Source organism: Bacillus methanolicus, assembly GCF_028888695.1.
Taxonomy (GTDB): Bacteria; Bacillota; Bacilli; order Bacillales; family Cytobacillaceae; genus Bacillus_Z; species Bacillus_Z methanolicus_B.
The window spans coordinates 1,042,315-1,055,889 of record NZ_PNFF01000002.1 but is presented as its reverse complement, the minus strand read 5'-3'; the positions used below and the strand labels follow the sequence as shown (position 1 = coordinate 1,055,889).

Here is a 13,575-nt window from a genome sequence, read left to right as displayed (position 1 = left end):
TATGTTGGTTCATAAATCGGTTTAAGCAACTTGTAATGTAATTTGAGGCAAGCCTCGCAATAATTTTGAACCATCAAATTCACACTGTTTTTGACCAATGACAAATAAGACACGTAATAGCTTACAACACAAAGCGATGAGGGACTGTTGCTTTTTTAAAGGCCTTTCAGATCGTTTTGTATAGTATTGATGTAAAGCTTTAAAAGTTGGATTATGGGCAACGAGTGGCCGAATCGCTAAGTACATAGCTTTACGCAGCCTGCTTCGTCCCCGTTTCGTTATTCTGGTTTGTCCTTTAAATGTTCCAGAACTATGCTCACGTAATGAAAGGCCTGCCAGATTAACTAATTGCTGAGGGTGACTGTACTTTGTGAGATCACCCACTTCAGCGAAGAATAGAGCGACTGTTGTAACACCTAACCCAGGAATATTCATCATTTGCTTAGCACCTGGGATCGTTTCTACAAGAGCTTCTAGCTCCTGATCCAACTCTTCCAACTGCGTTTGATAAAGCTCATATTGGTCAATCAGATATTCCATTTCACGTTTGGCAAACTGAATCCCGATTTGAATTCCAATGCTCTTTTTGGCCGTTTCTACTAGTTTCGTTGCTCGCTTCATTCCAACTGCTCGTTGTACAAATGGCTTCCATTTTGAGAGAACCTCTTCAGGTGTCATTTCTTTCATTTGAGAAGGAAATGGAAACAGTTTTAGCGTGCAAAGAGCTGCTTTTCCTTTCCAATCTCCGAAAACATCGAAAAACTCCGGAAAATAACGTTGAATCAAATTTTGAATACGTCCTTCTGTGATGGCAAGCTGTTGAGTGAGCTGATCTCTTATTTTGACGCCTTCTCTTAGTTCCGCGTAAATACCGTCTAAGAGATTTGGTACGGAGTATCGGCCGTCTTTCATCAGCTGTGCAATCACTCTGGCGTCTTTTGTATCGTTTTTTGTTGGAGAGTTGTCATCAAGCTCTTTGCTTTTCTTTACATGCATCGGATTGACTAGCACAAAGTCATAGCCCTTTGCGGTAAGAAAATAAGCGAGATTTAACCAGTAAGGCCCGGTTGGTTCAACCCCAAAAATCACATGGTTCTTATCATTTTCTTTTTGGTGTCGATTCACCCAATCTAAAAGCATTTGGAAACCATGTATGCGATTTTCAAAGATCAAGCGTTTTCCAAATTCAATTCCTCGATCGTCTTGTGCCCGTGCCACGTGTTTGTCTTTGGCAATATCAATGCCGATTATTAATGTTGATGGTGTGATTTGCGAGATTTTTCGATTTTGAGTATAATTCATTATTGAGTCCTCCTTGGCAACTTATTAATTCGGGGTCAATGTATTGACACCCTGTACTATACCAAGAGGGCTCTTTTTGTTTCAAACCTCAAATTTCTTCATTACAGGAATGCTCTTAGTAATTGATTGGCAGAATAAGTGCTCCGTTTTTCGGTCTGAATCGAATTGTAAGCCTCATCTTTTCCCCCTGCAAAATCTTGTTTTCTCCGCCTATACACAATCTCATTTCGTCTTGTATAGCAAGCAACAGAATCTATATCCGGATCCATAAATCCAAGGATATATATTGTCTTTACTTTATCGGAAGGTACAAGCTTTATCAATCTCCTTGTTATATTTCTGTAGTTTCCTGCTTAATTTCAATGAAAATAGATTGTCGTCGATCTCCCGAAGTTTTTGCATGATCGGAGGTCGACGACAGATTTTGATCACTCGTTTAATAGTTGTTTAATAGCCTGTACTTTTTCATATTGTTTTTTCTTTTGCTTTTTCACATTCCATTGTTCGATACGCTCCCAGTATACTTTTAATGCTTCTGCAGCTCGCTGATTTTGTAGGGCAATTACTTCGTTGTACAGTTCTGTTTTGCTCTTTTCTTCGTCAATCGGATTATCGGTTAACCTTTCAATCTGAAAAACTAGTCTTTCCTCAATGGACATTTCAGCTAGACGTGATTCCTTTTCTTTTCGGAGTTTTTCCCATTCTTCTTTTTGTTTTTGTTCTATCACTAATAATTTTTGTTTTGCTTTTTCCATTTTCCGTCTTTCGATAAAAGGTAACAGCTCAGTTTCGGTCACGTCTTCGATGTTAGTAAAATAACCGTATCCCGATGATGTTTTTGAACCAATGCCTAATTCTGATAAAGCTTGTGCTGTCCATCCAGCTGCTTCCTTCAACAATTCTTCACTGGACGTTTCACCATACTTGCTAGCAGTTATAAAAATATCAACATCGGAAACTGTCACTGTTAAAAATGTTACCGGATTCGTCCTTTGATCATCTGTTGCCGCTTTTCGACCACTATAATAATCTCCGAAATGAACAGTTAATACGTCTGGTTCAATTGTTAAATGGTTCGTTAAGAAAATATCATGGAATTGTACCATACCTCGTTGTTCTTGTGTCCCAAAAACAAGGGCACCTTTTGGATGCAAAGCTAACTGTTTTTCGTCCCCATCACAAAACGCCTGAATAAACCAATTGCGTACAACTCCTTTTAGACTCGTAGCCGGGATATACGGAACCCCGTAAACAGGATGGAGAGTCAGCGATGTTTCTCGGACATGCCCTCCTCCTAATCCGTGGATAATTCGGGCAATCGGTCTTGCTTTTAGCTGGCGTATGTAATAATAGTTTGATAAGTCAGCTAAAGCACTCTTGCGTTGTTGTGCACTATTTTCCGCCATTTTCACAAGCTCTCTCCGAACGGGAATTGGATCAAGCTTTTTCTTCGGAACGTATTTGGCCTTCCTATTTCTTTCATCAAAAGTGTATTGATCGTAATGGACATGATACCATAAATGGGCAATTTCATTTTTATTTGCCCGATTAAATGCTTCTTTCGTATCAATCGGATGAAACAGCATGACAGCCACTCCTTTACGTCTATTTTGCCATGCCATCGGCAAATTTGCGCATCCAGTTTAATAATGCAAGTACCTCCATCGTTAGCACACGATAGTCCGCACTTTTTAAGCCTATAACAACCTCAACAAATTCTTTATTTTGTTCTTGGAAATATTGCCCATACTTATCCTTTAACCACGTATGTAATTGATCATATATCACACGGTATTCCTTCCCTTTTTGGTAACAAAAAGCCAGGGCCTGTCCTAATCCATTTATTTGAATAAGAGAAGGCAATTTTTTCACATATGAACGGTAACTTTCGAAACTTACCCGATTGTCTTCGAAAGCGTTTTTTACGCTCTCAAATGCAAACGATGCTCGTCCGTTTTCAATTCCAACACGTTCTGCTGCCATTATCTTTTCCTCCTTTACACCCAAATTCTCCGAAGCATTCCGCGGCCGAGTGTGCTGTTTCCTCCAAGCTGGAAGACATCAGGGAAATGTCCTTCCTCTACTAAAAATTTCTCCACGTCTTCAGCTGATTTTAATCCTTCCAACCCGTTACCGCGAATTTGACCGATGTAGAGGAAACTGTAGAAAATCGTTTCCGGCGGAACATTTTCTTCATACCAAAGCGCTCCACTATCAACTGTTCCGGTTTCTGTGTTAATTTTTATACGTGCATTAACTTCCGTAGATAATTTTACAAAATCCGCAAAATCGTCATCATCCAATACGACGATACGTTCACGTAAATCTGTGTACAACTCTTTCTTCACTAATGCTGACAGTTGTTCTGCAAGCGTTTTTGCTTCGTCCGTGATGTTTACAGAAAAATTATACTCTTCTAAAACGATTTGACCATTTGCTACAATTAATCGCTCAGAAGATACCGAGTTAGCTTTCGGTACAACAAGCGGATCAACATTTGATTGTTGAAGCAACATTTCATCATTAAATCGCTTCAATACTTGCGGACATGTTATCCAAGCAAAGACACCGCGCATCGATTTCACCGGAAACAATAGAATTCTTGCATCACTTAACGCAATCGCGCTTGATTGTGAATCATTATTGTTCTGTTCTTTCTTGCTTGAACCAAAAACCAGCTCAAATTTTTTCTTTTCTTCTTGTTTTAAAGGAGACTCAATTGTGTAGCGAAGCGCCCCTTTTAAAGAAGAGCTTTCGATTTTTGGAAATCCTGTATGTTTTTCCCGCTGAATCGGTAAATCGACAAGACCGATTTCACTTCCGCTCCCTGCGTGAACAGATGTAATGGCATGCAATAAAAATGGACGAACTAACGAATACATGACAATTCCTCCTCAACTTGTTTTCCGCCAGCGATTACTGAAAATCCAAATCCTTCCTTCGCACCTTCATCCGTCAAATGAAAACCGTTAGCTAGTGAAAGCAGTTTTGCGACCTGTTCCTCCTGTACTTCAATATAGAGTACTGATCCGGCAGGAACCATCGGCTTCCGTGGTTTTGGACGATGATTGGCAATATCCCATCCACCATACAATTCCGGCCGGCCAATGGCTGCGGCTAATAATTTCACTCTAAGTCCATTTGGCAATACGATCTGTTCACCATCAAAACTTCCAGGTCGTGAACCGTTTTCCCAAATCGCCGGTGCTAATAAAATGATTTTTGCGATGTTTGTCTTACGAATTTGCTCAGACAATGTTTGAAGCTCTCCCTCTGTCCAAAGCGAGAAAATTTCTTCATTTTGTTTAACAATCCACGGACGATTTTCTCCGCCAATGCGCGCAAATTTTACAGACGAAAAATCAGGACTAGAAGAAGTGTAGACGACAAAGGCTCCTTCTTCTTTAAATTTCCATTTCACCATTCTGTATAAATAATGCTCTTCTGCCTTTCTCTCTTGGTAATTAAGCGCAATTCCTAATTTTTCTTCTCCCGACAACATTTGAGCAGCATGAGATAAATGACGTATAGGTTGGTGGTTGAGAATAGCTTCTTTCCAATGCTGGATAGGAACAAATTGATGACTAGAACTTTTCGATTTTTCGTTTCGGTTAGAAAATAATCTCCATTTTCCTGATTGTGAAGAAAGTTCCGTATCTTTTTTTAAGTGCAGAGGATACGCAATAATTTTTTCTTCCGCTTCCACTACTTGATAATCTAAAGGAAGTGGAAGGTAAAAAATTTTGTTGTACTCTAGCCCGCAATAAGTAATCTGAAACTCTCCCGTTTCGTTCGGTGTCCCCATCCACTTTTTCACCATGTCATTTCCTTGTTGTGCGAACTCTTCAAACGTTGCATATTCATGAATATATGCTGCTCGCAATGCACCATAAATGGTGTTTGGTCTTGGAGGGAAAATGCCGTCCATCACCGTATCATTCCCGGCTTCGGTTACCTGATGATTTTTAAAGAAAAATGTATCAACCGGTTTTAACGTCAGCTTTTTCACTCATTTCCCCCTCCGATCTCTTAAAGAACGTCAGCATTTTCAATAAATTCAAGAAATCATAACCTGATCTTGAGACAGTATGTAACATTAACAATGCTTCCACGTGCTGTTCCAGCGATTCTACTTTTCTTCCCTCTTTTACAGAACGTTTTAATAAACGCCGTAATTCTACTTGCACCATCTCATGATTCTTAAGCTTTCGGAACTCTTCATTTTCATACAGAAGCGGGAAGAAAGCATTTGAAAAATGATAAATAAACGTAGAAGATAAATCGTTCTGCAGCAATGAAATAAAATCTAGCAGTAGTTCCACCGTCCGAGACGAACCGATTTCCCACGGCATTATCGCCTCAGATATCTCGCCGGATCGCGTATGGACAGCTAAAGCCAATGCATTTTTCTTCACTTTTGATTGAGGATTTTCATAACCTTTCGCCTTTTTCTCGAGTTGGCGAACAATGTTTAATAAACTTTGTAAAGGGGTCTTCTTATGCCCAATGACCAGTCCGATCGATGCAGTTGCCTTTTCCCCAAGTCCCTGTTCCGGTTGACTAAATGCAAAACGGAGCGCTTGAGCAACGTGCAATGCTTCATCCACAGGCACAAAAGCGAGCACATCGTCGCCGCCGGCATATACTAGACGCCCGTTGTAATCCTGTTCGACTATCTTAGGTACTACTTGTTGGGAAAAATGGGCCAATCGTTCGCTGACACTACTAAAGTCTTTCTTGTTTTCTCCTGAAAACCATTGCCCCATATTATCTCCGTCCATCATTAGAATGGCGTAATAATTTCCTTTCCCAATATCCAATACAGACTGGAAGCGGCGGAAGACATGTTTATTTTCTAATTTGTTCGTAAAATAATCCCACGCTGTGCGTTTGCCCAGACAAATTCCGCATAAAAATTCGTTGTCTTTTATTCGTCCTGCTTGCTGTTCCTGTTCCTCGTTGCTGTTTGAAACTTTATATATTTCTGAACGTCTGTTCCACGTTTCAGCTAACTTTCGCTTCATATCCCCATACTTGTCTTCCAACCTTAAATCCTCAAGACATAACGCTTCCCGTTCTTTACAAACACTGCATGTTAATCCGTATTGCGCAAAACCCGGATATTGTTTATCGTTTTTTAATGCCCCTAACCTTTTTTCCGCTCTTTCCCTTATCTCTTGGAAATGGATGTTAGAATCATAAGGTTCAACTACCCAATACACTTCTAAAAACGCATCAACTTGTTTCACCGCTTTTTCCTTTAGAATCTCTTTTTCTTGTTTATCCAGTGATGGAAACACGGTGTGAATCGCAGAAGTACACAAGTCATAAAACACTCTCCGCACATGCCCCTCAGTTTCTTGCAGGATAGCCGCTGCACTTTGCGCATCTTTATGAACTATAGCTGTGAAACGGTTTGGCAATGAGGCGATGTGTCGTGTTTTTACGTCTGTTTCCTGTATATTTTTCGGGTATATAAATTCGCACTTCGGATCTAACTCGGATAACATTTTCATCGCTTCGCGGATAAAATGCGATAATATAAAACTCCCGCTCCAAAAATCTTCGGTTTTTCTTGCTGATGCGATAAATGATTGAACAGGACCTACTGTAAATACGACTAAATGTTGATTGCTCATACACTCACCCCAACTACACGTAAAAACTCGGCACGATCACGTTCATATTTAGCGTTCGTATATCTTTCGTCTTTTGCTTGTACTTCCGTCACAATCGGATAATACAAATCTCCTATTTTTCTTACCGTACACCATAGTGGAGAAGCAAAGCGAGGTTTGGCAGAGCCGAGATTGCCAAAACGGTTAGCTTTATGTGAAGCTTCTCCAAACATCCTTAACACTTCTTGATGCGTTTCTTTTCCTTGGCCAATCCATACAGCCGATAGGACAGGATGAGAAGTATTTGCTTTCTTTTTCCTTTTCAAAATGCAATTTTCATATAAAGAGAAATCGAATTGGTCATGTACACTTAATTTTTTCAGTACCTCTTTAAGCGTATGAGCGAACTCATCTACTTTTTCCCATTGGTGCTCATCCCATTGGCATGCACCAAAACCGCGACGTGCTCGTTGACCCATTCCCGCTAGATGCAGCATATATTGGAAATACAAATCATATGTATCAAACTGCTCTTGATGTTTACGCAACGTTTTCACCGTTACTTCAACCTTTTTGTTCACATCCATACTTTTTGGACGAAACGAACTGGATTTATGCGGAAGTACATTTTCCGGCTTTATACCTGTTAAAGGTTGTTGAAGTATGAGTGATACAGGCGATTTCAGTTTTTGTCTAATTGTACCACCAAAACATGCTTCTTCCTTTTCCAGTAACAATGTAGAATTCGTTTCATCTTGTAACGTCCGCCACCAATAACGAAATATCCCTTTTACAGAAGGAATACGAAATTCGGCGGTTTTGGATGGATTGGCTCCGTGCATGACCATTGGGGTAACGAACGTGAGCGAAAAATCTTTTTGTACAACCGCTGATGCATGAATTGACAGATCGCGGCTCATCGTTTCTAACTCCTTTACATTGTTTTTTCTTTTGAAAGTTCCGACATTTTTTCAAACAATGGCTTTAACTCTTTTAAACTTTTAGACAACTGATTATAAAAAACTTTTGCCTCACGAGCATTAGCACTAGCCCCTGCATGATTAATATCATTACGGTATTCAGTAATGACGTTATACGGTTTTATCCATTCACGATAAGGCTGAAGTTTGCTAATCATCTCTTCAACGAAACTTTCATCTCGGACACGCCAGTTCTCCTTCGGAATTCGTTCCAATAAAATGCGAATTGCAGAGTTGATATCCATGCGTTTGTGTATATCAGTTTGGTCAATATTAAATACTTGACAAATAGCCGTTATACAGTTTTCCTGTAATAATGTTAATCCAGGCTGAATAAGTTTGTTCTCTTCACACCATTTTGCCATGACAAAATAATTGTCAAGTTCATCAACTGTAAATGCTTCATATTTCTTTTCCATTTCATCTAATAGCGGAATGAGCGGTTTGATTGCGTCCGTTTCCAGCTCACGAACCGTATGTAGCTGATTACGCAAATTCCTTACTTCCTCCGTAATTCCAAGGCTGCGACATGTTTGCAATGATTTTCCAACCAAGTCGAGCTGATCAGCCAGTTTCCGCAGTTCTGCCATTTGTCGTTTTTCTTCCGGTTTAGATGACTGATCTCGAAAAACTTTCCCGACTTCCGTTCCGGTTAACTGCTTAATCATCGATGCATCCCCGGTACGAATAAATTGGTCAATTCCGTTCGTCCAATCCAGCAGCGTTGCCATGTTCGTCACATCAACAATCGGCGCAATCCGCTTTTCCGGAGGGATATGATCGACTTCTCGCGGATTGCCCAGCTGTTCAAATAGGCCGTACAAAATTTTTCCAATGGATGCCTTTTTTACCAACCGTGCATAGTTAAGTACAATTAATGCTACAAACGGGATGGACCGGAAACTATGGGTAATATCAAAATAAATTTCGTCACCTTCTCGAATTTCTTGCAAAATGATATCAAAGAGTTGCCAATTTGCCGCTTCATCTTGTGAGCTCTCGATTTCAACCAACCTCACGTTAGCCTCTGGAGCGATGCGATGAAATGCCGTTTCCAATCCTTCCAGCCACTCGCCTTTACTATTCACTGAATCACGCCAGTTTTTTCCTTTCGCTTCTTTTGTAGCAAAAATAACAATGTCCATTTCCCCTTCATTTTTCATTAATTCATAGATGGCTGTTTGGACAAAACGGCTATAAGTAGACTTTCTGTCTTGATACATATAAAAACACGATTTATATTCACTAAGTCCCAAAAAGGACAATAATATTTTTCTCGACATTTCTATCACCTCATAGCAACGAAAGATGAATCAGTTATTTCGGCAAAGTCTTGTTCTGATTGATAAATTCCCCGACCTGTAGCCGCTTCTCGTTCATATCGATTGTGGTCTAACCATAAATAGTTCGCATATAAAGCATCTTCCTTTTCGTCATAACGGTAGGCAAGACGAAAAACAGTCAGTCCATTACTTGCTCCTTTATAAAGATGGTATTGTACTTTTTGTTGATTAATAGTCGAAAACTGTTTCTCATGCATGATTTCGCCTAATCGTCCTTCACCATGCTTTAATTTCTTCACTAGTTCGCGCATTTGCTGAATAAGATAAATAGATTGATGATGGTTTAGCTCCATAAATGCTCGAACTTGCTTAGAAGCAAAATATCGCGTATTAAATAAATGCTCATATTTGTTACGCTCAAACAAATATTGACCAAATGGAGTTAAACCTACTAATCCTTCTTCCTTTTGAAATAATGAAGGATATTGTTCAACACAAGTTTGCTCAACAAGAAATAGTTCTTCGAATTTCACATAATCTTTCTGGCATTTGCGGAGAAGCACGATATTTTCGTGAACGAAATTATCATTAATATCTAAAGGAATTGGAGGAATTTCATGTAAAATTTGATGATATTCATGCAAGTAAGCAGTCGGATAATTTAAAAACGAACCGACGATATAGCCAAAGGATGTCATTACTTTATATCCGCCGATGGGTGCAAAACATGTAGAGTTTGGCTCTCCTCGTCCTAAGGCATCACTTAATTTCCACATATATTCCCCGATCGTCAAATTCAGTTGTTTTGGGTTTTGGACATCAATATCAACGTATAAAACTTTCACATCCGCCTGAAACTGTTTCTCAAATAGATAACAAAGCAATTTTTCTGTAATAATGCCGCCCACCGTTTTAGTTAAGAGGAGAATGACTGTCGGTCGATCTGAAAGTTTCCCTCTTTTTCGTAATGCATACATCATAGAGAATTCAGCAGACACTTCTTTAGGTCTCATTTTCACTTCATGAACAACACGTTTCGCACATCGTACCCATTTTTCAATCTCCTCGTTTATGCTCGACGTAATCTCTTTTTCCTGCAAAGATGCATGGAGCTCAGGAAATCCTTCTCTTTTTATAGAAAAAACATTCGACTCCCCTGTTAATAAAGAAACTCCGCACGTCATCACAACAGTATGGTACATTTTTCCTATTACAACTCCAATATTATATAAATTTGGTAACTTTTATATTAATTTTAAAGGGTTACATTACCAGATACAATAAAAATACCCTTAGAATTCTAGGAAACTAGCAAATTTCTTTAGGTATATCAAGATAAAAAACCTTCATCAAAATTTCATTGCTACTTGGAAAATCTAACGCAAATAGCAAAGCTAACTGTACAAATGAATTAAACAGTAAACATATAATCACTCATTACAGTGTCCTGTGTCGTATGTTATTTAATGAATTGAAAACTATTGCTATGAAAATAAAACATTGCTTTATTTTAATCTCCAAATAAAAAACTTGGTACAGGATTCAAAAACATTCCTGTACCAAGTGAATTGGATAATAGAGCAAATATTTGGTTTTTTAATGTTATGGAAGAAGTTTAATTCAGAAAGTGAAAAAAATGTATACACGGGGGTTTCACTTCTTCATATTTAAGATAAAAAATTAGGTAGTCAAGCGGAAAACATCCCTCAATCACAGGGTTTCAATTCCTTATAGGTAAGATAAAAACCTGTCGTGGACCTTGATCCGGAAAAAGAAAAGGCGTGTTTCAATCCCTCATAGGTAAGTTTGTTTTTCTTGCAAATACTCCAAAAATAATTTTGTCGTCGATCCCTGTTTTTGCACGATTGAGGATCGACGACAAGCGCTCCATCACTACACTTCTCAAATGATACAGAACATTCCCAAAGTAAGCGCCAAATATCCCACACCTTCTAACCATTTTGATGTTTTGTGATAATTAGATCAACATCAAAAGTTAGGAGGTTTTTATTTTTATGTCCCCAGATGAACGAAAACAATTGTGGCAACAACGAATCGAATCTTATCGATCTAGTGGAGAGTCAAGTATAAAAGCTTGGTGCAAACAAAATCAAGTAAGTCATCAAAGTATGTATAAATGGATGAAAAGACTAGAGTTAGAGACAACTGAAACTTCACGGACTTCCCCTCAATGGCTAACTGTTGAAGTATCCCATCCGTTGGATGAAAAAAACTCCCCGCTCATCGTTAACATTGGGGAATTTTCCATCGAAGTAAAAGAAGGTTTCAATCCACTCCTTTTCAACGAAGTGGTTCAGGTGCTGAAAACACATGTTAAGTAAAACATCCATTCAACATGTTTATTTAGCAGCGGGGGCAACGGATTTACGCAAGTCGATTGATGGATTAGCAGCCATTGTTCAAATGAGCTTTCAGTTAAATCCTTTCTCTTCTAATCTCTTTGTTTTCTGTAATCGGAAACGAGATAAATTGAAAATTCTCCATTGGGATCACAATGGGTTTTGGTTGTACTATCGTCGTTTAGAGAAAGGGGTCTTTCAATGGCCTGATGAAAGAACTCCCGGCCCTTTGTGCATCACTCCCCGCCAATTCAGTTGGTTGCTCGATGGTCTTTCATTTGAACAAAAACAAGCACATGAACAAGTATCAGCTAAAATCATGGTTTAAAAGGAATTTGACATTGACCTGTCAATTCCTTTCCTTTATTCTTTAACTTATGAACAAACACAAACAAACCAATGAATCAACAATTGAAGAACTGCAAGCGAGAAATGCGGAACTCAAAAAACAAAATGAAGCCTTACAGGCTAAAATCAAATGGTTGGAAGAACAATTCCGCCTTAGCCAACATAAAAAATTTGGGGCTTCCAGTGAAAAAACGAATCCGGATCAACTCGAACTTCCTCTTTTTAATGAAGCTGAAATCACAGCGGATACAGAAGTGGAAGAACCTACACTTGAAACCATTACTTATAAACGGAAGAAGTCTGTAGGACAACGCGATGCGAAACTAGAGAACTTGCCGACGGAAACGATTCACTATCGTTTAGCCGAAGAAGAGCAGGTTTGTTTGTGTTGCGGTGGAACCGTACACGAAATGAGTACGGAAATACGAAGAGAAATCAAGATTATTCCTGCTCAAGTAAAAGTCGTTGAGCATGTTCAACATATTTACAGTTGCCGTCAATGTGAACGGGAAGGAATCGAGACACCGATTGTCACGGCCAAAATGCCAACACCAATTTACCCAAAAAGTTTGGCATCTGCATCGGCTATGGCCTATATCATGAACCAAAAATACGTGGAAGGAATGCCTCTTTATCGTCAAGAAAAGCAGTTGGAACGATTCGGTGTGTATTTATCACGCCAAACGCTCGCCAACTGGATGATTTATGGTGCAACCAATTGGCTTTCCATTTTACATAAACGGATGCATGAGCTATTACTCGAAAACGATATTCTACATGCGGATGAAACTACACTTCAAGTTCTAGCAGAACCTGGACGAAAAGCGAATTCGAAGTCCTATATGTGGATGTATCGAACAGGACGAGACGTACCGCCGATCATCTTATATGATTATCAAACGACTCGTCACAGTAAACATCCGAAGGCTTTTCTAAAAGGATTTAAGGGATATCTGCATGTAGATGGATATGCAGGATATCATGAATTAAAGGATGTCGAACTGGTAGGGTGTTGGGCACATGCAAGGCGAAAATTCGATGAAGCACTGAAGGCATTACCAGCCAATGTGGATAAAACATCATCAACCGCTGCAGAAGGAATTCAATTCTGTAATCAATTATTCCAGATTGAAAGACAAATCAGTGAAAAATTTGAGAACTGTACTCCCAAACAGCGCAAAGAATACCGTCTTGAACACAGTAAACCTGTGTTAGACGCTTTTTTGGCATGGCTAAAAACAAAACGCCCTTATGTTCCCCCAAAAAGCAAATTGGGAGAGGCAATTACATATTGTATAAATCAATGGAGTAAGCTCATAGTGTTTTTAGAAGATGGTCGACTTGAAATCGATAATAATCGTGCAGAACGATCGATTAAACCATTCGTGATGGGCCGGAAGGCATGGCTATTTGCACAATCGATGAAAGGTGCATCAGCCAGCGCTATTATTTATAGCATTGTCGAAACAGCTAAAGAGAATCAATTAAATCCATTGAACTACTTAACCTATCTTTTCGAACAATTACCATTGATAGATCACAATGATGTAGAAGCCATCGATCAACTCCTTCCTTGGTCGAAGACAATTCCAGAAGAATGTCGCATACCAAATAAAACTAAATAGAGCATATAATAAACGCCCACGAAAAAACACGTGGGCGTTATTTTACGCTTACTTCCCAA

General features: G+C 39.2%; 13 protein-coding genes. 3 read left to right on the top strand and 10 right to left on the bottom strand.

Annotated elements, in window-relative coordinates; translation table 11 throughout:
• Positions 1-21: 21 nt before the first annotated feature.
• The 10 genes from C0966_RS16870 to C0966_RS16825 form a co-directional block, all read right to left on the bottom strand.
• On the bottom strand, positions 22-1,302 hold the full coding sequence (locus tag C0966_RS16870; protein WP_274856812.1) for an IS110 family transposase: 1,281 nt from the start codon (positions 1,300-1,302) through the stop codon (positions 22-24).
• 101 nt (positions 1,303-1,403) lie between these two features.
• On the bottom strand, positions 1,404-1,625 hold the full coding sequence (locus C0966_RS16865; protein WP_274856811.1) for a hypothetical protein: 222 nt from the start codon (positions 1,623-1,625) through the stop codon (positions 1,404-1,406).
• Between the two features lie 105 nt (positions 1,626-1,730).
• Positions 1,731-2,924, bottom strand: a complete 1,194-nt coding sequence (gene cmr6, locus C0966_RS16860; protein ID WP_274856861.1) for a type III-B CRISPR module RAMP protein Cmr6 — start codon at positions 2,922-2,924, stop codon at positions 1,731-1,733.
• On the bottom strand, positions 2,908-3,285 hold the full coding sequence (gene cmr5, locus C0966_RS16855) for a type III-B CRISPR module-associated protein Cmr5 (RefSeq protein ID WP_274856810.1): 378 nt from the start codon (positions 3,283-3,285) through the stop codon (positions 2,908-2,910). Before cmr5 ends, cmr6 begins: the two co-directional genes overlap by 17 nt.
• A gap of 14 nt (positions 3,286-3,299) precedes the next feature.
• Positions 3,300-4,184, bottom strand: a complete 885-nt coding sequence (cmr4, locus tag C0966_RS16850; RefSeq protein WP_274856809.1) for a type III-B CRISPR module RAMP protein Cmr4 — start codon at positions 4,182-4,184, stop codon at positions 3,300-3,302.
• On the bottom strand, positions 4,172-5,311 hold the full coding sequence (locus C0966_RS16845) for a type III-B CRISPR module-associated Cmr3 family protein (RefSeq protein WP_274856808.1): 1,140 nt from the start codon (positions 5,309-5,311) through the stop codon (positions 4,172-4,174). Before C0966_RS16845 ends, cmr4 begins: the two co-directional genes overlap by 13 nt.
• Positions 5,283-6,941, bottom strand: coding sequence for a type III-B CRISPR-associated protein Cas10/Cmr2 (gene cas10, locus C0966_RS16840; RefSeq protein ID WP_274856807.1), 1,659 nt, complete (start codon positions 6,939-6,941; stop codon positions 5,283-5,285). The genes C0966_RS16845 and cas10 overlap by 29 nt, the downstream gene beginning before the upstream one ends.
• Positions 6,938-7,840, bottom strand: a complete 903-nt coding sequence (gene cmr1, locus C0966_RS16835) for a type III-B CRISPR module RAMP protein Cmr1 (RefSeq protein WP_274856806.1) — start codon at positions 7,838-7,840, stop codon at positions 6,938-6,940. Before cmr1 ends, cas10 begins: the two co-directional genes overlap by 4 nt.
• 14 nt (positions 7,841-7,854) lie before the next feature.
• The gene (gene csx2, locus C0966_RS16830) at positions 7,855-9,183 is read right to left on the bottom strand and encodes a TIGR02221 family CRISPR-associated protein (protein ID WP_274856805.1); all 1,329 of its coding nucleotides are present in this window, start codon (positions 9,181-9,183) and stop codon (positions 7,855-7,857) included.
• A 5-nt stretch (positions 9,184-9,188) separates the two neighbouring features.
• Complete coding sequence (locus C0966_RS16825; RefSeq protein ID WP_274856804.1) at positions 9,189-10,385, bottom strand: CRISPR-associated protein; 1,197 nt, start codon at positions 10,383-10,385, stop codon at positions 9,189-9,191.
• 813 nt (positions 10,386-11,198) lie between these two features.
• On the opposite strand from C0966_RS16825, the gene tnpA reads away from it, so the two are divergent.
• Genes tnpA through tnpC form a run of 3 tightly spaced genes read left to right on the top strand, consistent with a single transcriptional unit; the run spans position 11,199 to position 13,516 of the window.
• Entirely contained in the window at positions 11,199-11,525 is a 327-nt protein-coding gene (tnpA, locus tag C0966_RS16820; protein WP_274853324.1) for an IS66 family insertion sequence element accessory protein TnpA, read from the top strand.
• Positions 11,515-11,871, top strand: a complete 357-nt coding sequence (tnpB, locus tag C0966_RS16815) for an IS66 family insertion sequence element accessory protein TnpB (RefSeq protein WP_096549681.1) — start codon at positions 11,515-11,517, stop codon at positions 11,869-11,871. Before tnpA ends, tnpB begins: the two co-directional genes overlap by 11 nt.
• A 49-nt stretch (positions 11,872-11,920) precedes the next feature.
• Positions 11,921-13,516 (top strand): IS66 family transposase, encoded by a 1,596-nt coding sequence (gene tnpC, locus C0966_RS16810; RefSeq protein WP_274853325.1) that lies wholly within the window; start codon positions 11,921-11,923, stop codon positions 13,514-13,516.
• Positions 13,517-13,575 lie beyond the last annotated feature (59 nt).